Source organism: Mycobacterium sp. ITM-2016-00318, assembly GCF_002968285.2.
In the GTDB taxonomy this organism is placed as follows: Bacteria; Actinomycetota; Actinomycetes; order Mycobacteriales; family Mycobacteriaceae; genus Mycobacterium.
Window position 1 is genome coordinate 44,108 of the sequence record NZ_CP134400.1, and the last position, 20,652, is coordinate 64,759.

Consider the following 20,652-nt stretch of genomic DNA (forward strand, 5'->3'; position numbering starts at 1 on the left):
CTCAACACCCGGTCCAGCTCGACATGGTCTCGGTCTCGATGCCGACCGTCCACGCCGGAGGCGTGCCGTCGACGGCGTAGACCTGCCACCACACGGAGCCGTTGGAGGAGGTGAGTTGCGCTTCCACAGCTCCGGAGATGGTGATGCGGTTGGCGACGACGGTGGCGGCCAACCCGGCGTTCTCTAGAGCCCTTCGGGCGTAGCCGATGAGCGGAATCCCGGCGATGGTCTTAGCTACTAATTCAGGAGTGATCAGGATGTAGTCGGATGGGGCTTCTGTCGGGGGCATTTGTTTATACCTACGATTGACTTGAGCGAAGATCTCGTTCTTCGACGGGACGGATTCAATTGTGGTGTTCGAGGGACTCGGTCCCCGATCAAGAGACGGGGCTACTCGGCCTGGTTGGGTTTCGTCAGACGGTTTGGTCATCAGGTTGAAGACCAGTGGCGCGACTCGCTAGCTGGGCCCGTGGCCGCGAGGGCCACTGTCGCTCCTGCTTTGCGAACCGTCATGGACTGCGTTCCTTACTGTGTGAAGTGGACGAAGGTCCTTTCCCGTCCGGTTCTCTCGTCCCAATTGGCGGCGAGAGTCGAGTGGCCGCGGTCCCCGCTGAGAGCTAGGGCCACTCAGCCTGTGTTCTTCAGGTTGCTGACGGCTTTGGGTCGGCGCGCTCCCGCGCCATCAGTTCATCTGCGGATTGCCGCAGGGCGCAGCGCGTGGCTCGTCTCACGTGTTCACTGATCACATCAACGGCCGCACCTGCCGACGGCTGCGATTCCACCTGCGCCTGCGCCTGCGACGAGACCAGCCTGGACAAGTACTCAGCGAATACTTCATCCGTTGCCAGCTGTGCCCGACGGCGTAACCGTCGCATGGAGTGTCTCTCGCTAGGCGATTGCATTGCGCGCAACAGTATGGAGAAATAGCAAATATGTCAAAATTTGCGGAACGAAGGACTATCGCACGGGGGACGTAACGGCGTAGAGAGGTAGATGAATCCATAAGACTTCAGGACAAAGGCAGGTAAGAGCAGCTGATGCGGTCTGTCCCAGCGGCACGACATAACTGTTGTAAGGCTGTTAGGCATGGGTTAGCTATCCCGGCGATGGCGATTAACAACGATCTACGTGTCAACGAGGGGTAGCGCTGACACTTACCGCATCGAGCGGAACTAGTCCGACAGCGACCACGCATGTGGATTTGCCAAGGCCTACAACGGCATCGCGCCGGTAGAACGGGTCCATGTGGAGGAAGGGGAAGGGGTGCCCCCGCCTCACTTACGACGGCCCGTGCTAGCGCGCCGAGGGGTGGGCGCAAACGTCGCCGTCAGAAAGCGCCGCGCCGCATTGCGCAGACGGATGAGGGCCAACGGTTTGACGACTTTCGCGATCGGCAGGAGTGATGGCCCGGCGACGCACTGCCGGATGCCAAGGTCGTGCGCTGAGAACTGGCCCTGCGAACCAAACGAGCTTGTCTCCACACTGTGCCGGACGAACCCCAACACTCCGACCCGAAATAGGCACTGTAGCCAATGAATCCCAACGGGTTGTTGCAGGCTTCCACCGAGGGGTTGTTGTGCTCGAACTACGACGCCACATCATCTTGCCGGGGGACCGGCGCGAAGACAGCTGGGACGACGTCCGTGAATGCCGATGCCGCGCAGGCCACTTCGGCCGGTGCGGCATCGGTGTTGCTCACCTCGTCACCCTAGCGCTTGTGGCCGACCGCCGAGGCGGTGTTCAGTTGTGGTCGAACAATGCGTCACTTCGAGTCCAAGCGCGCGTCAGTCGCGCGACAATGACATGCGGCGGCCGAAGGTAAGTTGACGCCGGAGAAGGAAGGTGCGACGTGGAAGAGACCAGGCCTAATCGCAGGCCCGGTGCCGATACCCCTCGCATCGACCCGGGCCACGACTATGAGTACGACGAGGCACACGACATGCAGGTCGGGCCGGTGCGCGAGATGGCGTGGCTACATCGAGTCGATGCCCCGTCGGGTGTGAACGTCGGCGAGGGCGGGGACTATGGCTATGACGAGGCCCACGATTTCTGTGCACGACGACCAACGAAGACGTGACAGCGCGCCCCTATCCGAGCTAGTTCCGGATCGCCTCAACACAGCTAGGTGGCGCCCTAGACCACACCGGTCGGATTTGTCGAAGGTGATGAACCGAGTGGCCCCGTCCCGTCAAAGATCAGGGGCCACTCAGCCTTGTTTGGAGATGGCTAGCAGAGACCGCCCGGAACCTTGTTGACCGTGATGTGGTCGGCCTGGCCGGTGAGCGTGCTGCCGCACGCGGACAGGTTCGTCACGCCTGCGTCGTTGCCCTGGCCGCTGGCGGTGACGACACCGCCGACGTTCACGACGGTGTTGTCGTGTGTGTTGCCACCCAGCGTGGTCACACCGAATGCGGTGATGACATTGTTGCCCGACGTGCCGGAGCCGGTGACCGAGTGACCGTCGATGGAGACGACGTTGTTGCGCTCACCCAGCGCGGTGGCCGATGACCCCAGCGGCGAGAGGCCTGTGTTGATCGCCAGCGCCTGGTTGTTCTTGCCCACCGTGCCCGAGTTGGCGGTCGCACCGTTCCCGAAGGTGGTGGCGGCTCCGCCGTTACTGGAGAACGAGATGCCCGGACCACTCGGTGCTGGTGCTGGATCGACGGCGAAAGCCGTTCCAGCACCGAATATTCCCACTGCGCCCAACCCGGCAGCCAGAACTGATCCTGCAACTATCTTGCGAACTGTCATGTCGCATTTCCTTACAATGAGATTGGACGAGGATTTCCCCGTCCGGTTACTTGCCCGAGGTTTCGGGCGAGTCGAGTGGCCCCGGTCCCGGTAAGAGCTAGGGCCACTCAGCCTGTGGGTGAGCAGTTTCCGTGTGGAAGCTCATCAGCTGGCCGGTTCGTGCCCGTGCCTGAGTCGGTTGCCGTTCGCGGCGGGCTTTTGGTCCGGTCCGCCGCGCCCACGAATCCGCGCCGCGTTACCAACACTCGATTTGATCGACTTCGCGACCGACGTCAGCGCTGCAATTCGGTGGCCTCGCCTAACGGGTCCGCCGCTAGCCGCCATTGGATGCGGGCGGCTTGAGTCCGCGCCTTCACCTGGAATCGCCTTCAGGCTGTTGCGAACCTTCGGCGGACGCAAAGGCGCGGAATCCGTGTTACCCGAACGCAACTCGTGGCTCGCTAGCGAGGTCTCGGGTTCGGCGAAACTCGTGCTCTGCACCGACGGCGGCGTCGGGTCGGGAATCGAGACGGGCCGGTCATACGCACTCTCCACGGCGGGCCGTAGGGCGTTATCTAACGCGGGCGCGAACGGGCCGGTCCATGCGACCAGTGGCAGGGTGTCAGTCGGCACCCAGACGTAGGTGACGTTCCCGTCGGGGTATGTCTCGTTGTCGGGCGACGTGATGTCCACGTCCGTGTAGTCCGTGTGGATGGTCTGCATGCCCACGACCGCGTTGGCCACGGCTAGGAGGTTGGATGAGTCGTCAGGCCAGTCGGCCCAGCCGTCGTATTGCCGGATTACCTCTGTCCCCGTGTAGTCGGTCTCCTCAGGAAAGCCGCGCTCGCCGTCGTAACCGCTCCACGGCACGCCGCCGAACTTGTTTTCAGGGTTGCCGATGCTGATCCAGCTGAACGTGGTTGGGTCCGGTGCGCTGGCCGGGTCCGTTTCGTAGTCGCGCAGCAGCTCGTAGATGACCTGACCGCCTTCGGAGTGCCCGACCGCGAGTACCTGTCGATCGCTGCGGATGATCGCCGAGTGCAGGCTAGCTGCGCCCTGGTCGACGAGGCGGCCGTCCGGCAGAGCGGTGTACGGCAGGTTCTGACAAGTGTTCGGTTCCTCGCAGTGATCCCCGCGCAGCTGACCGGCGGTGAAGTTGGCGCCGGGGATGACACCTACCAGACCGCCTTCCAGCGTGTAGACCGTGGCCGCATCGGCAACCGACGGGACTGCGAACGCCAAGATCGGAACGATGGCCGCGAGGGACGGCGCGAACCGCCCAAGCCATCGCCTTGATGTGACGAGCCGGGCCGCGTTCATTCCTGAACCGCCAGGATGGTCTCGTCGGCGTAATTTTCCTGATGCGCTTGGCGCGCGTCGTCTTCGCTGGTGGCGTAAACCGCCCGTACGACGTGCTCGCCGTCCACGCCTTCGCTGGTGACCATGAAGAGGCGATACACATCACTGCGGTAATGGTCGGGGTGTGACCAGAACTTCTCGACGTTGGCGGCAATGAAGCCGCCCGAGGTGGTGTCCAGCGAATGCTCGTCCCGTTCGCCGCTGTCCCCGACCGATCTGCTCACAGGCTGCCTCCCGCATAAGTACCGCTACATTGCGGGCAACTGTAGGAAACAAACGGCAACTGTGTCAAGAATCACGAAAATTATATTGCCGCAGCGCAGATCACATCCGTTTAAGACGGCAATTAAATCCATCTAGTTCCTCGACCGCACCGGCCGCACGTCCCATGCGGTTTGTCGGACGCGACCGCGCAACTCCTGTCAGACTGATGTCCGCTCACCAGCGACTCGGGAGGTGGCGATGAAGACGGTGTACGTGGTGACGGCGGGTAGCGCCGACACCTACCGCATCGAGCGGATCTACCTGGATAGCGGCGAGGCATACGGGTTCGCCCAGGCCTACAACGGCATCGCGCCGGTAGAACCGGTACAGGTCGAGGAATGGCAAATCGGTGCACCGCCCGCCACCTACGACGGACCCTATTGGCGCGCCGAGTGGTGGGCGCGCGTCCCCATCAGCAAGCGTCGCGCCGCCTTGCGCCACACGGACGAGGGCGAGCGGTTCGACGACTTCGCGATCCGGCAGGAGTGGTGGACCGGCGACGCACTTCCGGACGCAAAGGTCGTGCGCCGAGAACTGGCCGGAGTGCCCAAGGTGGAGGTCGTCGGCCTTTCGAAGGAAAAGGTGGAGGAGATCTTCTGGGAAGCGGTCACCCAGATCCGCGCCGACCTGGCGGGCATCCAGCGGAAGTAATTTCCATGCCGTCGCGCACAAAGTGGAAAGAAAGGGGCATGGTGACTCGACTTCGGGCCACCCGTGCGCCATGATTCCCATATGGATCGACGAGCTCTGGAACGGCTCGGGCACCATGTCGTCAGCAGGCGCGTCGCGCTCGGCTTCCGCAGCCGCACTGACCTAGCCGCCAGTTTGCAATTCACCGTGCGCACCCTCGCCGACATCGAGCACGGCGTGCGCAAGGCAAGCCCTGGCACGTACGCGATGCTGGAGAACAAGCTGGCCTGGGCACCCGGCAGCATCGACAGGATCCTGGCCGGCGGAGAACCCGACGAGCTCGTATCCAGCCTTCGCCGACCCGATCCGAGCCCCGCGACCCAGGGATATGCATTGCGGGCGATGAACCCCAACGCGCTAGCGCAGGTGCCCACCGAGGAGCTGTTGCTCGAGCTGCGGCGCCGCATCATCGACCCGCGGGACCGACGCCAGGACGCCTGGGACGAGTGGGGCAGACCAGACTCAGGGGCTGACAGCGGCGGTCTCGATCCGCAGGGTGCCTGGCCCGACGAGGTCTAGCCGGACCGCGTTAGCCCGTCATCGCGGAGCGGAGCACGTCCAGGTCGTGGTCGTCGATCCGGAACACCCCGAATCTGAACTTGTAGCCCCAGCGAATCTTGTCCTCGATGAAGTCGAGCTTCTCGAGCAGGGGCTTGATCGGCGTCTCTGCACACGGCAGGAAGTCGACATTGCGTCGAAACGGACGGAAGTCGTCGGACACCTCCACCTGATAAGGCTCGTCGTCGGCGACCTGCCCGATGGCCGTGAACGCCTGCAACGGTTCCCCGTCGGGATAGACGGTGCGCGGTGAGTAGAAGACGATCCAGTCGCCTCGGGTCATTTTGTTCAGCATGTGCGGCTTACCGTGGTTCGCCTGTGTGAAACGGCCGCGGACACCACGTTCGACGTGGTCTCGGCTGACCGTGTTGATCCAGTTCGTCATGCCCGCAGGCTAAGTCGCCGGACCGACACCTGCGCGGGCCCGAAGAAGAGCCTGTGGATAACCCGGGGGTGCCAGACTGACGCGGTGACGTCCAACGACAGCGACATCTATGACCGGCTGCGCCCGCTCGATCAGCTCGTCCGCCACCTCTACAAACAGACGGGTGTGCCGATGCCCGACCTAGCAGCGCTCGCCACCACCGAAGTCTCCGACCGTGTGCGGCAACTCGTCGCAGCGGGCAACAAGATCGGCGCGATGAAGGCTTACCGCGACGAAACCGGCGTGGATCTGCGGACGGCCAACCAGGTCATCGACTCGCTGTACAGCGGCTAGAACGGACTGCTGTTCGACTGCCACTTCGCTTGGGCGAGAAGTTCGAGCAGTGCCTCGGTGACGGCGGCCGGCCTTTCCTGTTGAATCCAGTGCCCGGCCCCGTCGATCAGCAGCTGTCGGTAAGGTCCGCTGACCACCTGCGCATAGCGGTCGACTGGCGTGAAAGACAGCACCGGATCGTTGGTGCCGGCGAGGAACAGCGACGGAACGGTGATCGTGTCGGCCGGCGGGTCGGCCATCAGCTCCCAGTTCCGGTCGAAGTTGCGGTACCAGTTCAATGCCCCGGTGAAGCCCGTTCGAGTGAATTCGCTGGTGTAATAGTCGAGTTCGCTTCTGCTCAGCCACTCGGGAAGTGCTCCCGGCGCCGGCAGCCGCTCGACGTAACCCTCTGGGCCGGGCTGCGCCATCCGTGCGGCTTCGGCGTTGTCGGGCAGCCGACCAGCGAGCGTCTTTCGCAGCGTGGCAGCAGGATCGCGCGCGAGGTCGGCGTCGGCGACGCCCGGTTCCTGGAAGTAGAGGATGTAGAAGAAGTGGTCGCCGAACTTGTCTCGCCAGCCCACTGTCGGCGGCCTCGTCGGGCGGGGTACAGGCGGGCCGCCCAGTCCCGCCACCGCGGCCACCCGGTCGGGATGCAACAACGGCATGGTCCACGCGATGATCGAGCCCCAGTCGTGGCCCACAATGGCTGCCTGGTCGGCACCGGCATCATCGACCAACCCCACCAGGTCAGCTGTCAGTTCGGCGATGCTGTAGGCCTCGATGGCGGACGGGCGCGATGACCCGCCGTATCCGCGTTGGTCAGGCGCTAGGACGTGATAGCCGGCCGCGGCCAGCGCCGGGATCTGGTGCCGCCACGAATAGCCGAGCTCGGGGAAGCCGTGCGCCAGCACAACGAGCGGGTCACCGCGCCGGCCGGCCTCCAGCGTGCGCAATCGCACACCATTGGTATCGATGACCCGTTCGGTGACACCTGCACCCATACTCGATCGCAATCACACGAGCGCTAGAACGGGCTGCTGTTGCGCTGCCACTTCGCCTCTTCCGGGCGTGGCCCGTACTTGGCGATGTAGGCGTCGTGCATGTGGGCGTTCTTCTTCCGGTTGATTTCGTCGACAAGGTTCGGGTCAAGGCCGTGCTGGGCCAGCCGATGCCGGCGCCACACCTTGTTGAGAGCGAGAGCCATCAGTAGAGCCCAGATGTAGATGGGCGCCGTCATCTCCAGGTGTACGTAGAGAGACGCGGGGAGCAGCCAGAAGGGCGCAAGGATCAGCAACGGTGGAATGGCGTAACGCAGCATGTGCCTGCGAACGGCCCCATGATCGGCGAGATCATGGGCCACCCACTCGCGGTATTCGTTGGGGAGCCTGCGGCCGAAAACATAGCCAAGGTACTGAAATGCGCTGGGCCGCTTCATCTGCTGTCTCCTTCGAGGGCGCCTGCTGCCAGCGCGGCGCCATTGATCCGAGTGAGCACCGCGTGGAGGTGCTCGAGTTCGTCCAGCCCGACCCCGAGCCGGTCGACGACGGCGGGCGGAATCTTGACCGCCTTGCGCCGCAGCTGGATACCCGCCTTGGTGAGCGCCACGTCGGTCGCGCGCTCGTCGGAGACCGACCTCGTCCTGGTGATCAAACCAAGCACCTCGAGGCGCTTCAGCATCGGCGACAAGGTGGCCGAATCGAGCTGCAGCGACGACGCGATCTCTTTGACCGACAGGGCCCGCCCGGCCCTGTCGGACCGGTGATGGTCCCAGAGTGCCAGCATGACCAAATACTGGGGATGCGTCAGACCCAGCGGCTCGAGAAGCGGCCGGTAGATGGCGAGCACCGCCCGGTTGGTGATGGCAAGCGCGAAGCACACCTGGCGTTCGAGCGCCAGCGGGTCGACCCGCTCGTCGATGACGGTCACACCTTGATCGTAGCCTAATAGTTAGGGCGCTATCTAATTGGTGACGGACCTCACCGGCCCGTTGGCTAGGCTCAGCGCCATGAGGGACGACCACGCCGAGCTCTTACGCCGTCGGGCGCTGACCGAGGACGCCGCGCGGCCCGACGCAGTCGAGCGCAGGCGGGCCTCGAACGGGCGCACCGCGCGCGAAAACATCGACGACCTCGTCGACCCCGGCTCGTTCGTCGAGTACGGCCGGTTCGCGATCGCCGCGCAGCGCTTCCGCCGGGACCTCGACGACCTGATTGCGCGCACCCCGGCGGATGGTCTGGTGGCAGGCACCGCGCGCATCAACGGCGAGCACTTCGGCGACGAGCGCAGCGCCGCGGCCGTGCTGTCCTATGACTACACCGTGCTGGCCGGCACCCAGGGGTATCTCGGGCACCGCAAGAAGGACCGGCTGTTCGAACTGATCGAGCGCATGCAACTGCCGACAGTGTTCTTCGCCGAAGGTGGCGGCGGCAGGCCCGGCGACACCGACTTCCCGACGGTGTCGTCGCTGGAGACGCGCGCGTTCAAGCTGTGGGCGCAGCTTTCGGGCCTGGTGCCGAGGATCGCGGTGGTGAAGGGCCGCTGCTTTGCGGGCAACGCCGTCATCGCCGGAACCTCCGACCTGATCGTCGCGACCAAGGATGCATCGATCGGCATGGGCGGCCCCGCGATGATCGCCGGCGGTGGCCTCGGCGACGTCCATCCCGACGAGGTGGGCCCCGTATCGATGCAGGAACCCAACGGCGTCGTCGACGTCGTGGTTGCCGACGAGGCCGAAGCTGTCGCGGTGACCAAGCGGCTGCTCGGCTACTTCCAGGGGGCACTGCCCGCGCGCGACGGCGGAGACCAATCCGCTTTGCGCACAATCATTCCCGAGCGTGAGCGGCGTGCCTACGACGTCGGCCCGGTCATCGAGACACTGGCCGACGAGGGATCGGTGACGTTCCTGCGGCCGCGATTCGCCCGCGAAATGGTGACCGCGTTCGCGCGGATCGAAGGCCGGGCGATCGGCGTGATCGCCAACGACACCCGGTACATGGCTGGCGCGATCACCGCCGCCGCAGCCGACAAGGCGGCCCGGTTCCTGCAGCTGTGCGACTGCTTCGGCATCCCGGTGGTCTCGTTGATCGACTGCCCCGGTTATATGGTAGGCCCGGCTGCCGAGTCCGAAGCGCTGGTGCGCCGCGCGTCGCGGATGCTGGTCGCCGGCGCCGCCATGGGTGTTCCACTTGTCGCGGTCGTGCTGCGCCGCGGGTACGGCCTTGGGGCACAGGCTATGACGGGCGGAAGTCTGCACGAGCCGGTGCTCACCGTGGCTTGGCCCGGCGCCCATCTCGGCCCGATGGGCCTCGAGGGCGCCGTGCGGCTGGGTCTGCGCAAGGAGTTGGCGGCGATCGCCGACGACGACGAGCGCGAGGAACGGGTCCGGCAGGCGACGGCGGCAGCGCAGGAGAACGCCAAGGCGCTCAACGCTGCTCAGATGTTCGAGATCGACGACGTCATCGATCCCGCCGACACCCGCCGCATCGTCGCCGAGACGTTGACGGCAGCGACCGCGCACGTGGAGCCGCGTCCGTCACGGCGCTTCGTCGACACCTGGTGATCTGTCCTTCCGCGAAATGGCATTCCAACAGGGCCCTTCTCGAAAGAGTTCTGGCCGCATGCAATTTCGCGCAGAACGTCGCGGGTCAGTTGATAACGAGCGCGGCGGCGATGGCACGCCGCATGTCGTCGTCGTTGACCACCAGGTCGGCTGCGGCGGCCTGCGCGAGCAGCTGCGGGGGCGTGGTGCTCAGCCGCCGGGCGCGTTCGTGCTTGCAGTGGACGATGACCTTGCGCGCGAACCGGCCGTTGCCCGCGGTGTCCAGCGCGGTGCCCTGCTCGATCGGGGTGTCGCGCAACCGCGCCGCCTCGTCGCGCAGCAGCGGCCACGCCGTATCGGCGATCGCGAGCTTCTCCTTGCCCGCGATCATCTGACCGATCTGGACGATCTCGTCGGGTGTGTAACTGGTGAACGACAGCGTCAGGTGAAATCGCGACGCCAGACCGGGGTTGGCAGCCAGGAAGCGCCGCATCTCCTTCGGGTAGCCGGCCACGATCACCACCAGCCGGTCGCGAGAATCCTCCATAAATTTCAGCAGGGTGTTGATCGCGTCCTTGCCGAAGGAGTGACCCTCCTGCTCGGGCGCAAGCCGGTAGGCCTCGTCGATGAAGAGCACACCGCCAAGCGCGGATTCGCACACTTCCTTCATCCTGGCGGCGGTCTGCGAGATGTACCCGACGACGAGGTCCTCCTCGGTTACCTCGACGACGGTGGGATGTTCGATCTTGCCCAACCCGAAGAGGATCTCCGCCGCGATGCGGGCGAACGAGGTCTTCGCCGTACCGGGTGGGCCTTCGAGGACCATGTGGTTCTCGTTGGTCATCGACGTCTCCTCGCCCCTGGCGGCGAGGATCTGGTCGATCTGGATCTCGGTGCGCCACACCGTGATCTGTTCCTTCGGACCGCTCAGCCCGATCAGTTCGTCCAACTTGCGCTGCGCCTCCGCGAGCACCGTGTCCTTCTGCTCCTCCCGCTCCTCGGCCGCGCGCTGCGCCCGCGACGTCTCGGTGCTGGGATCCCATGGATCGGTTCGGGTGGCGATGGTTTCGGCGTCGGTGACGATCAACCGGTAGCCAGGGTTGTTCAGTGCCTCCGCGGCGGCGTCGAGCAGCACGCCGTTGTTGGTGGCCCGCTCGAACGACGCCCGCGCGGCATCCTCCTGGCCGAGCTCGCGCAGACACCAGCCCCTGGTGAGTGCGGCGTCGGCGGCGATGTACTGGTTCTTGGTCGCGATGGTGTGCGCGCGGTCCAGCGCGGTCTGGAACTGGCCGATGCTGGCGGCGGCCGCCGCGGAGAGGGTGTCGACGGCCGCAGTGAGATCGTCGACGACGTGGGTGGCGTGCGCCGGCGGCGACTTGGCGGTGACCTGGAGGACGTCGGGCCATCGGTGCGACAGGTGGTAGGCCGTCGCGCCGACGAACTGCGACCACTGTGCGGCCATTGCGTCCCCGGCGACGACGGGATCGTCGAGCACGGCGATCGCCTCGGCGAACCGCCGGTCGGCGATCAAGGTAGACGCGTACGCCAGCGCGATCGAAGAGCGCGACCAGACCGGCATCGTCACGTACAGCGGCGCGTCGAGCCGCGCGTGCAGATCGCCGTCGACCAACCCGATCCGTCGCGTCTCCCGGTACAGCGAGCGAGAGTTGCGGTGCGCCGCCTCGAGGACGTCGATGGCGTGGTCACCGCACGCGATCCTGGCCAGCCAGGCGTCCGACATCGACGGCTGCGCCGCGGTGATCGCGACGAAACCGGACAGTGCGCCGCGGGTGTCGCCCGCCTTGAAGCGCTCGATCGCAGTGTCGAACGACCGGCGCTGATCGGTCGCTGCGGTCAATTGCTGCTCCTCACGTCCGCGCAAGTCATCGAAACGCGCGCTCTCCTATGCGGTCTGGCCTACGGAGCCGAGGAAGGGCTGCTCCGCTTTGAACGTGGCGATCTGGACATCGGTGGTGAACGCCGAGGTGGCGATCCGGACCGTCGAGGCCGAGATCTGAGTGAACGACAGATCCGGTGTCGCGGCGTTGCTCTCTGCGTCACCGATGGCGATCACCGTCGATGCCAGGCCGGCAGGCGGCGGTCCGCCGGCCCTGTCGCTGACGACGATGGACGGCACGAACTCCGGCGGATGCCTGTGATCGACGACCGCGATCAACGGCTGTTCCAGCTGGCGCCACCGTGCCGGCTTGTCGGTGTAGATCGCGATGCGTTCACCGACGGCGGCGGCGCGCACCAGCAACTGGCAGGCGTACGGCATGCCGGTGTGCAGAGCGATCCGGGTCGCCTGGTCGGGATCGGTCAGCGACAACAGCAGCAGGTCGCCCCGTTGTGTGGTGCCGATGAGCACACCGGAGGAGCCGACCGGAATATCGAGCTGTGACGCATCGAGCGGACGTGCAGGCATCGCGTCGAAGCTGCGCGGCAGCGGTGCCGACCGGAGCGCCGCGGGCCCCTGATGACCGGGCAGCGGGTTCAGATACAGCGTTGGAGGCTGCGTCGGCGCCTGAGGGTCGTTGACCCGCACCAGCGCCGAGACCCATGCGCGGCCCTGGGTGGGCCCTCGCCGCTTCGTCAACGAAATCGTCTGGACCACAGCGTCGGAGCGCAGTGTCCACATCTGTTGGAGCGTGTTGGTGGTGATGTCCTCGGGAGAGAAGTAGTACGACGTCAGGTAGCCGGGGTGCGCCTGAATCGTCTTCCACTCCTCTGTCGGGGCCACCGGCGTCGGCATGCGCGGACCGACAGGTGCATTGGCGGGCTCGTCTCCTGCGGGCACCACCGCGAGATTCGCACCGAGGTCGACCATGGCCGCGTCGATGTCCTTGGCGGTCAGCGGTTTAGCCCGCACCCCGCGCTGCAGCAGCGTGTTGATGATGCGCTCGGTGGCCGCCGCGGCGGTCGCACCGACCGTCGAGCGGTAGGTCAGACCGCGCACCGAGTTCGCGACGTCCAGCCGCACCACCAGATACGTTCGGCGCTGCCCGGCGGCGGGACGGTCGGCGAGCAGCGTGGAGTACAGCGGCGGGTATCCGGTGCCGCGACGCACACGCAGGCCGCTGGACACCACATCGATACCGGACAGCTTGATGCCGCCGGGCTGATCGAGCAGTCCGGAGAGCGCGTCGAGCGGCAACCGGTTCGGCGTCAGCGCGGTGGCCGAACCCGTCAGCAGTGTCGGCGAGTAGGCCTGGCCGGTCACCTCGATCATCGTGATCGCGTCGCCAACGATCCGCTCCGGCATCCGCACGCCGTAAAGCGAAGCACCGTGCGGAATATCGATGCTGGGGGCGGGTGTGCCGGTGCGCCGCCGTCGGCGCCGCCAGCGGACCCGGTCGACGATCCACTTCACGACGGTGCGGCGGTACACGGTCAGCATCAGCGCAAGAATCGCCACCACCGCGGTAGCCGCCGTCGGCCACCACGACCAGCGGCCCGGCGGGAGGATCAGGATGGCGGCGAGCGTCGCGACCTCCACCCCGACCACCACGGGGATCGAGGCGTTGACGCCGATGGTGCGCGCCTTCATGAGCGCCTCCGCCGGACTGCCGCGGCGGCGGCCACCACCACGGCGAGTGCGCCGACGACCGCAGCGCCGATCAGCGCGGTGTGCCGCGGCCGGAGATCGGGTGCGGGCGGAGGTTCGGGCACGTTCAGCAACTTGGTCAGGTGCTCCGTCGGCAGCCGATCACCAGGCGGCACATCGAATGTCAGCGCCGCGACCGGATCGATGACGCCGTAGCCGACCTTGTTGTCGAAACCGCGCGGCGGGTTGTGCGCGGTCTCGGTGATCCGCCGGATGATCTGATGTGACGACAGCTGTGGGTACTTCGCGCGGACCAGCGCGGCCACACCGGACGTGTAGGCGGTGGCGAAGCTGGTGCCCGACAAGGGCACCGCCCTGCCTGGCTCACGGCCGGGCAGCGCGTTGATCGGCGCCCCGTTGACGCTGGCGAGGCCCATCACGTCGAGGCCGGGCGCCGCGACGCCGACCCACGGACCGGCGATGCTCTGCGGCAGCGGCTGGCCGTCAGGCGACACCGCGCCGACCGTGAGGACGTAGTCGGAGTACCAGGCGGGCGTGACGATGGTGGACACGTCCTGCCAGTCGCGGGGGTCGTCGGCCCGCAGCGGGTTGAACAACGGATTTTGTCCGCACGCCGAACCCTCGCCCTCGTTGCCCGCGGCGGCCACGATGACGATGTCCTTCTCGACGGCCGCGTAGCGGATTGCGGCGCCGAGTGCGGCCTGATCGATGGGCTGTGCGGCGTTAATGCAGGCCGTCACCGAGATGTTAATGACTTTCACCCCGAGGTTGGCCAGGTGCACGACGGCACGGGCCAACGTGGCGATATCGCCTGCCTTGCGGCGGATCTCGTCGTTGTCGCCGGGCTGCGGCCGTGCCGGCCCGAACGCCGAAGAGGATTGCCGAACCGAGATCAGCGCGGCATCGGGCGCAACTCCGACGACGCCGTCGGGGCTGCCGGGTGGCGGGCCGGGCACCGGTGGCACTTCGGCTCCGCCCGGGCCGGCCGCGGGGGCGACCTCCTCCGGCGGCGGCGGCGGTTCGGCGGGCGGCGCCGGTGGTGCGGTCACCGTCACTGTGCTCGGTTTCGGCGGCGCAGGTGGGGGCGTTGTCGGGAACGGTGACGCCACCACCTCCGGTGGGGGCGGCGGCGGCCCGATGTTGGCAGGCATCGGCGGGGGTTTGGCCGCCGGGTCGGACGGTTGGGCCGCGATGATCGAGGCGACGACGGTGCCGTGCGAATCGCAGTCGAACAGGCCTCCGTTCTCGTCACCCATCACATAGTCGCCGCCGGCGAACAGGGCAGGCAGCCGCGGGTTCGGTGTCACGCCGGTGTCGATCATCCCGACGGTCACGCCCGCGCCGGTGGAGTACCTCCACGCCTTGGTGATGTCCAGCATCACGTTTCCCGGTGCCGCCGCAGTGACGTCGGGTGTCGCGACTGTCAGCGGATCGGCGCAGGTGTTCTGCTGCTTCATCTCCTGATCGGGCCCCGGTGTGTCGTCCGGCGGCAATGCGGCGGGGTCCACACCCGGCGGTTCGACGGCCACAGCCGCAGCTGGCATTACCAGGTTGGCGCCGACCAGCAGCACCGCCGCTGCCGTCGCAGAAGAGGTCCGCGCGCCTCGGGTGAGCCGGTGCATCAGTGGTAGCGGATGTATTGCAGGATGCCGAGCGCCCATGCGGCGAAGGGGATCACCAACGCCAACAGGATGTACTCGGTGTACTCGACGACCTTTCGGATCGGCGGGGAGAAGATCCGCGGCGGGACGACGGTGGCGGCCACCAGGGCGAGGGCCGCGATACCGAGTGCCGCACCCGCGGCGACGAGCGTCATGGTCGTGTCGTCCGCCGCGGCCTCGAGCCCGTATTTGGCGGCCGCACCGATCAGACCGGTGACGGCGACGCCGACCAGGATGATCGCGTGTCGCCGGTCACGAAATGCCCTGGCGCGCAGGATCAGAACGGCGGCGACGGCTCCGAGTACGACCAGCTGCGCCCATTCCCGCCCGCCGTGCGGGGTCACGGTGAGCCACGCCGCGGGCACCGCGACGGCGGCAACGCCGAGCAGCACGCCGGTCAGCACCGTGTTCGACTTGCGAGCCGCGGCGGCCACCTGTTCGCCGGTGAGGGTGACATCGGACGGCGGGCCGTCTTCGACGGGGGAGACCGTGTCCTCCGGCTGACCGGGAGCGCGGGCGAAGATGTCGCGGCCGGTGATGGATCCGAAGGTTTGCCGAGGGACGTTCGCCATGCGCAGTGCGATCGTGGGCGCGGTGGAGACGGCGACAAGAACCGCCACCAGCACGGCGATCCCGATCCGGGGGGCAGGCACCTCCCAGTACATCCGCACCAAGGCGATCACCGCCGCGCCGAAGCCCGCTGTCATGATCGCCGCGGCCGCCGTCCAGTACCGGCCGGTGAATCGCACGAGCAGCCAGACGCCCGCCAAAGCGGTTGCGGCGCTGAGGAAGGCGTGCGGAGCGCCCGGCGAACCGCCCGGCGGTATCGTCGCGGCGGCCAGCCCCGCGGTGACCAGCGCAGCCCATGCGGCGCCGTCGGTGATGACGCGTCCCGCTCCGACCCGGGCGCCCACCGCGACCGTGATGAGCAACCCGATGGTGGCGGCCGCGAACAGGATCGGTACCAGAAGTGCGCTTTCGTGAGCCCAGCGCAGCCGCCACAACAGGGCGCTCGCCACCCCGAGCGCGCCCCCGATGATCACCACCGCGACCGCCATCGCGGTTTTCGCCGTCACCCGGACGAAGTGATCGGATGCGTACTGCGCCAGCGCCGTCGACACGTTCTCCACCACCGGTCCGTACCGTTCGGCGGATCCGGCGGGCACGAGTGCCAGCACTTCGCCGTCGGCGATGTTGTGGCCGGCGAGCGAAACATCCGACGCCAAGGCGGTCATGCCCGCAGCACGCGCGAATTCGTATGCGGCAGGCGATAGTCCGGTAGCACCGCGACCGCGCAGCACCTTGTTGATGGCGATGACGGTCGGATCCACCAGCGTCGTGAGTGGTACGGCCGATGGCAGCACGAGATCGATTTGGTGGGAGTCGCCCGCAAGAATCGACACCCGGCACGACGGCGGCACCTCAACCGGGGTCGCGGTGCGACTGGCCGCGGCGGCGGCCGGTTCACGAACCGTTGTCACCGGCGGTCCCGCGGTCCGTCTGTCGTGGAGGCGAAGTGCTCGGCCAGTGCGGCGGTGATCTCGATGAACCGCCGCCTCGTCACGGGCGACATCTCCGCTTGCACGTCGATCACCCCGCCGGGCCGCAGATGCGAGTCGAACGGCACCTCGACGACGACCTGTCCGCGACTTGCGAACTGCTGCACCAGGATCGACCGGGTGCGTTTGTCGGCATGCCCGTCGGAGTCGTTGAGCACAACGACGGTGCGATGCAGCAGGCCGGTGTACCCGCGGTTGGCGAGCCACTCCATGGTCTGGCCTGCCGCCGACGCGCCGTCCACCCACGGCGAGGACACCACGATCAGCGCGTCGAGGTCACGCAGCACCTCCTGCGCGATGGCGGAGTCCATCGTCGATCCGCAGTCCACGATCGAGATCGTGAAGTGGCGGTCCAGTCGGCCCGTCGCTTCGCGGTAGATGGCGGGATCCAGCACGCGTCGCCTGGCCGTGCTCGCCTCGCCGGCGAGCACGAACAGACCTGCGGAGTTGTTGCCTACCCGGCTGCGAACGTCGGCGAAGGTGTCGAGGTGCTCGTCGGCGGCCAACTCCCAGTAAGACCCCGCGGCATTGGGGTCGATACGGCTGCCGAGCTTGCCGAAGGCGGTGTCGGCGTCGATGGCGACCACGCGGTCGTCCTGACGGAACTCGGCGAAGATGGAGCCCACACAGGCCGAGACGGTCGTCTTTCCGACCCCGCCCTTGCCGAACACGCCGATCTTGTAGTGGCCGCGCAGCAGTGAACGGATCTTGTTTTCAAGGTCGGCGAGCCGCTGCTCGTCAGGCGACGGCCCGAGGTTGACCAACCCGAATGTGCCGCGATAGATGAAGCGCCGCCAGCCTTTTCGGGGCGGCACCTTCTTGCTTGGCACCAGCTCACTGGTGCGGATGCTGTCGACGTAGGAGTAGCCGGTCGACGGCGGCGCGGCGGGCGCCACCGCCCAGTTCGTCGACGACGGGGCCGGCGCCGACGGCGAGCCCCAATCCTGGCCCGCCGGGCGCGGCGTGCGCTCACCTCGGGACAAGTCCTGCTGCCAGGCGGGGCGGGGGCCGGTGGGCGGCATCATCCTGGTGGATTCGGCTTCGGCCGCGTCCCGCGGCCTGGCCTCGGCGCCCCCGTCACCGCCGCGGGCGGGCGGCGGGGCCTGCCGGAAACCCCCGGGCGCGATGCGCTGCGGTCCGGCCGGTCCGCGACTGGTGTCCGCTGTCCAACGGGGCCGGGGATTGTCGGGGCCCGCAGGCCGACCCGGCTCCTCCGGGGGCCTGCGTACGGCGTCGTCGGGTACATGGCGGGCATCGGCGTCAGAGCCGCCGGCTCGCGGCACCTCGTCGACTCCGTTGCGGATCTGGCCGTCGTCTGGCACGGGCGGGCGCGGCTGCTCGACCGGCCGAGCGGGCGGCGTGTCGTCGGACGGGGGTGAAAGGTGTTCCCGCAGAAAGTCGTCGCGGTCGGTCACGGCGTCAATCCTGACTGCGTGTCCATGGTCTCCTCCGGTGCTTTTCGTGGTCTGCGAGCGGTCATCGATCTCACTGCGGTCCGTTCGCCGAGGTCAGCGGCGCCGCCTCCGCGGGCGCTGCCAAGGTGTCGTGCTGCGTCATCGCGTCGGCGCGACTGAGCGCTGGTCCGGGGGCGAACACCCGGATCAACGGCCACGGCGCCTGCCGCGCCTGCGACGGTGAAATACCAAGTGCCCGCAAGGTTTCGTCTTCCAGTGAGATCCCGTACCGCACGCCCTGGTCGCTGATCCACCACATGGATTCACGGCTGGTGGCGTCCGGCGCCGCACCGGTGGCCATCACGAGGTTGGTCGCCCCCGCAGACATATATACCTGGTCGGCTTCGATGCTTTCGGGCGACCGGTCATTCTTCACCAGCCTTATCAACCGGTTGTCTGACCCTATCGGGATCGGCAGCCCCTTACCGGACAGCACGACGGTTTCAGCGGTTCGATCCGTTGAGCCCTTCGACCACTTCAGGCATGTGACCGGGTTGGCGGCGGTGTCGACGAGATCCAGCCGGGTGGTGGGGTAGTAGTCGATCGGGAGACTGTCCACGACCGGCACGCTGGCCAGCTTGTCGGGTGCGACCACCACGGGCAACTCGTCGCCGAAGGAGTTGGCGGACCGCAGAAGCGAGGCAACGAACGGCGAGATCGGCTGGACACCGTTGCGCAGCAGGACGTAGAAGTTGTCGGCGTCTGTCTGCAGGTCGCGTACCGACAGCACCGACCCTACTACGGCCCGCCGCGCCATGTTGAACTGCGACGGGGCGCCTGCTGCAGGAATGACCGGGGAGTTCAGCGGTTCGGTGGCGGGCAGCGAGTCGAACAGCGGGGTGGAGATCTTCACCGGCGGCGGCGCGTCGGTGTCGACTCCAAGTGCCAAGGCCACCGCCTTGTTGGACAGGTCGATTTGCGACCGCTGCCCATTCCAGATGACATAGGTCTTGTCGTCGTGCTCGGCGAGCACCGCCTTCGACGCGTCGAGCGGCATGGCGCGTGACCCGATCGAGAGCGGACCGCCGATCGCCGTGACGATGGGGGCCGCGTTGGGATTGTCGGGCGCGCTGTCGCAGACCGTCCACTCCGAGCTGTCTGCCGTGCGCAACGGCATGGCCGGGGGCGCGCCCGCGATGCCGACCGACGGGCCCTGCGGGTACTTCGCCAGTTCGTTGGCCTTGACGAAGGTGGGGTTACTGGCCTGACCGGTGATGAGGCGCGCGCTGATCAGGTTCACCGCCGGATGCAAGCGCCCGTCGACGAGGACGAAGGTCGCGCCGGTATCGCGGTCCGCGAGCATCGCCGACTGCCCGACCTGTCCGGCCGGCTTGAACCAGGACAGGACGAACATCAACGCCACCGCGAGAATCGCGAAAATGAAGCCGAGAATCAGCGATGCGCGCTGCCGCTGCACGGGGTCGAACTCCATTCGCACACCGTGGTGCGACAGCGCCGCGGCGTTTCGCCGGTTCCAGAAAAAATGGGCCGACACCTGAAGTCCGCTGGCCAGGTTCAAAGCCATGACTCAATACCTTACTTGCGGGTCCGGTCCCGTCGAGCCGCAGATTCGGGGAGGGAACGTGGTCTTCATCGGTGCGTCGAATCGATTTGCTGCGTGCGTTATCGCGCCGCGGAAGCAGCCGGCGCCTTTGCCGAATTGAGTAGCTTGCCGATGTCTTGTCGCAGGCCCTCGACCGAGGTGGGCCAAATGCTCGTCCAGCGAGTCCCGTCGGGCCCGGCCGTGTGGCTGATGGTGATGCGTCCGAACTCGGAGTCGGCGATGGCGATGACGTTGTCGTGGAAGTGGTCCTGTATGCCGTGGTCGATCACCGACACCACGGCCATGGCTGATTCGTCGAGGTGACAGGCGGCCGACAGCACCGCGACCTGATCGGGTGACAAGCCGAGCCGGGCCAGAGCCGTCGCCAGTACCCGGCGACCCTTGGGGACGTTCTCCCTGAGCGTGGCTTCGAATGTCGCGCTCGGCACGTTGAAACCCGAGATCGCCGCTGCCTCCCCGCGAGAGAAGGCGTGCATCAAGGTGTCGCAGATCAAGTCGATCTGCTCGTCGCTACGCGCAGCCTCGCCCAGTGGGGCGAGCACGACCTCGTCTCCGCTGCGCGCGATCATGGCCAGCCAGCGGTCGCGCTGACAGATCGACATCACGCGCTCCTCGATGAACGCCGGGGGTTCCTCATCCTCGGGCACTGGGCCGTCGAGCGGTGCAGGCCGACGGATGACCACAAGGACTTCTCGCTGCGGCCTGCCGACGACGGCCATCCAGTCCCGAACCGCATCGTCGACGCGACCGTCGGCGTCGATGACTTCGGCGGCGACGTGCGATTGATACTCGGCGGTCTGAGACCAGGGCACATCGCCTAGCACCGTAGCGACGGCGCCATCGCCGTCCACCGACGGGATGAAGGGACGCAACCGCAACGCGGTGGGCATCTTCTCGACGCCGAGCAGCGCCTGAAGTATCCAGATTCCGTTCGGTGTCGTCGTCAGGTCTGCCATGCTGTCCCTCCGTCGGTGTCAGACGTATCAGGGGAGGCCAACACGTCGGTCGGCCTC

At 66.9% G+C, this 20,652-nt stretch carries 20 protein-coding genes; 5 read left to right on the top strand and 15 right to left on the bottom strand.

Going from position 1 to position 20,652, the window contains the following annotated elements; genetic code table 11:
• Window position 1 precedes the first annotated feature (1 nt).
• The gene (locus tag C6A82_RS00215) at window positions 2-289 is read right to left on the bottom strand and encodes a hypothetical protein (RefSeq protein WP_142406056.1); all 288 of its coding nucleotides are present in this window, start codon (window positions 287-289) and stop codon (window positions 2-4) included.
• Between the two features lie 1,560 nt (window positions 290-1,849).
• Here C6A82_RS00215 and C6A82_RS00220 point away from each other — a divergent pair.
• Window positions 1,850-2,077 (top strand): hypothetical protein, encoded by a 228-nt coding sequence (locus C6A82_RS00220; RefSeq protein WP_105348993.1) that lies wholly within the window; start codon window positions 1,850-1,852, stop codon window positions 2,075-2,077.
• 149 nt (window positions 2,078-2,226) lie between these two features.
• On the opposite strand, the gene C6A82_RS00225 is transcribed toward C6A82_RS00220, so the two are convergent.
• The 3 genes from C6A82_RS00225 to C6A82_RS00235 form a co-directional block, all read right to left on the bottom strand.
• Window positions 2,227-2,751, bottom strand: coding sequence for a hypothetical protein (locus C6A82_RS00225; RefSeq protein WP_142406057.1), 525 nt, complete (start codon window positions 2,749-2,751; stop codon window positions 2,227-2,229).
• A gap of 144 nt (window positions 2,752-2,895) precedes the next feature.
• Window positions 2,896-3,972, bottom strand: a complete 1,077-nt coding sequence (locus C6A82_RS00230; protein WP_158261675.1) for a PE-PPE domain-containing protein — start codon at window positions 3,970-3,972, stop codon at window positions 2,896-2,898.
• Window positions 3,973-4,046: 74 nt separating this feature from the next.
• Complete coding sequence (locus C6A82_RS00235; protein WP_105348998.1) at window positions 4,047-4,313, bottom strand: hypothetical protein; 267 nt, start codon at window positions 4,311-4,313, stop codon at window positions 4,047-4,049.
• Between the two features lie 238 nt (window positions 4,314-4,551).
• On the opposite strand from C6A82_RS00235, the gene C6A82_RS00240 reads away from it, so the two are divergent.
• Window positions 4,552-5,004: a hypothetical protein gene (locus tag C6A82_RS00240; protein ID WP_105348999.1), complete on the top strand. Its 453-nt coding sequence runs from the start codon at window positions 4,552-4,554 to the stop codon at window positions 5,002-5,004.
• A gap of 81 nt (window positions 5,005-5,085) precedes the next feature.
• Window positions 5,086-5,562, top strand: coding sequence for a hypothetical protein (locus tag C6A82_RS00245; protein ID WP_105349001.1), 477 nt, complete (start codon window positions 5,086-5,088; stop codon window positions 5,560-5,562).
• 10 nt (window positions 5,563-5,572) lie between these two features.
• On the opposite strand, the gene C6A82_RS00250 is transcribed toward C6A82_RS00245, so the two are convergent.
• On the bottom strand, window positions 5,573-5,986 hold the full coding sequence (locus tag C6A82_RS00250) for an EVE domain-containing protein (RefSeq protein ID WP_105349002.1): 414 nt from the start codon (window positions 5,984-5,986) through the stop codon (window positions 5,573-5,575).
• Window positions 5,987-6,070: 84 nt separating this feature from the next.
• Between C6A82_RS00250 and C6A82_RS00255 the strand changes: the two genes are divergently transcribed.
• Entirely contained in the window at window positions 6,071-6,319 is a 249-nt protein-coding gene (locus C6A82_RS00255; protein WP_105349004.1) for a hypothetical protein, read from the top strand.
• On the opposite strand, the gene C6A82_RS00260 is transcribed toward C6A82_RS00255, so the two are convergent.
• Genes C6A82_RS00260 through C6A82_RS00270 form a run of 3 tightly spaced genes read right to left on the bottom strand, consistent with a single transcriptional unit; the run spans window position 6,316 to window position 8,224 of the window.
• Complete coding sequence (locus C6A82_RS00260) at window positions 6,316-7,299, bottom strand: alpha/beta fold hydrolase (protein ID WP_105349006.1); 984 nt, start codon at window positions 7,297-7,299, stop codon at window positions 6,316-6,318. The genes C6A82_RS00255 and C6A82_RS00260 overlap by 4 nt on opposite strands.
• A 23-nt stretch (window positions 7,300-7,322) precedes the next feature.
• Window positions 7,323-7,733, bottom strand: a complete 411-nt coding sequence (locus C6A82_RS00265) for a DUF5313 domain-containing protein (protein ID WP_105349007.1) — start codon at window positions 7,731-7,733, stop codon at window positions 7,323-7,325.
• On the bottom strand, window positions 7,730-8,224 hold the full coding sequence (locus C6A82_RS00270; protein WP_105349009.1) for a MarR family winged helix-turn-helix transcriptional regulator: 495 nt from the start codon (window positions 8,222-8,224) through the stop codon (window positions 7,730-7,732). The genes C6A82_RS00265 and C6A82_RS00270 overlap by 4 nt, the downstream gene beginning before the upstream one ends.
• Window positions 8,225-8,303: 79 nt before the next feature.
• Here C6A82_RS00270 and C6A82_RS00275 point away from each other — a divergent pair, with 79 nt between their 5' ends.
• Window positions 8,304-9,857: an acyl-CoA carboxylase subunit beta gene (locus C6A82_RS00275; RefSeq protein ID WP_105341640.1), complete on the top strand. Its 1,554-nt coding sequence runs from the start codon at window positions 8,304-8,306 to the stop codon at window positions 9,855-9,857.
• A gap of 85 nt (window positions 9,858-9,942) precedes the next feature.
• Here the strand turns inward: C6A82_RS00275 and eccA are convergent, their stop codons facing one another.
• From eccA to C6A82_RS00310, 7 genes are all read right to left on the bottom strand, one after another.
• A complete protein-coding gene (gene eccA, locus C6A82_RS00280) occupies window positions 9,943-11,694 on the bottom strand; it encodes a type VII secretion AAA-ATPase EccA (RefSeq protein ID WP_105341639.1) in 1,752 nt (583 codons plus the stop codon).
• Between the two features lie 45 nt (window positions 11,695-11,739).
• A complete protein-coding gene (gene eccE, locus C6A82_RS00285; protein WP_311101576.1) occupies window positions 11,740-13,383 on the bottom strand; it encodes a type VII secretion protein EccE in 1,644 nt (547 codons plus the stop codon).
• The gene (mycP, locus tag C6A82_RS00290) at window positions 13,380-15,023 is read right to left on the bottom strand and encodes a type VII secretion-associated serine protease mycosin (RefSeq protein ID WP_105341791.1); all 1,644 of its coding nucleotides are present in this window, start codon (window positions 15,021-15,023) and stop codon (window positions 13,380-13,382) included. The genes eccE and mycP overlap by 4 nt, the downstream gene beginning before the upstream one ends.
• Window positions 15,023-16,543: a type VII secretion integral membrane protein EccD gene (gene eccD, locus C6A82_RS00295; RefSeq protein WP_233216724.1), complete on the bottom strand. Its 1,521-nt coding sequence runs from the start codon at window positions 16,541-16,543 to the stop codon at window positions 15,023-15,025. The genes mycP and eccD overlap by 1 nt, the downstream gene beginning before the upstream one ends.
• Complete coding sequence (locus tag C6A82_RS00300) at window positions 16,540-18,036, bottom strand: MinD/ParA family protein (protein ID WP_311101577.1); 1,497 nt, start codon at window positions 18,034-18,036, stop codon at window positions 16,540-16,542. Before C6A82_RS00300 ends, eccD begins: the two co-directional genes overlap by 4 nt.
• Window positions 18,037-18,106: 70 nt before the next feature.
• Entirely contained in the window at window positions 18,107-19,600 is a 1,494-nt protein-coding gene (gene eccB, locus C6A82_RS00305) for a type VII secretion protein EccB (protein ID WP_105342193.1), read from the bottom strand.
• A gap of 98 nt (window positions 19,601-19,698) precedes the next feature.
• Window positions 19,699-20,595 carry an ESX secretion-associated protein EspG gene (locus C6A82_RS00310; RefSeq protein ID WP_233216748.1) on the bottom strand — a complete coding sequence of 299 codons (897 nt, stop codon included), beginning with the start codon at window positions 20,593-20,595 and terminating at the stop codon, window positions 19,699-19,701.
• Window positions 20,596-20,652: the final 57 nt, after the last annotated feature.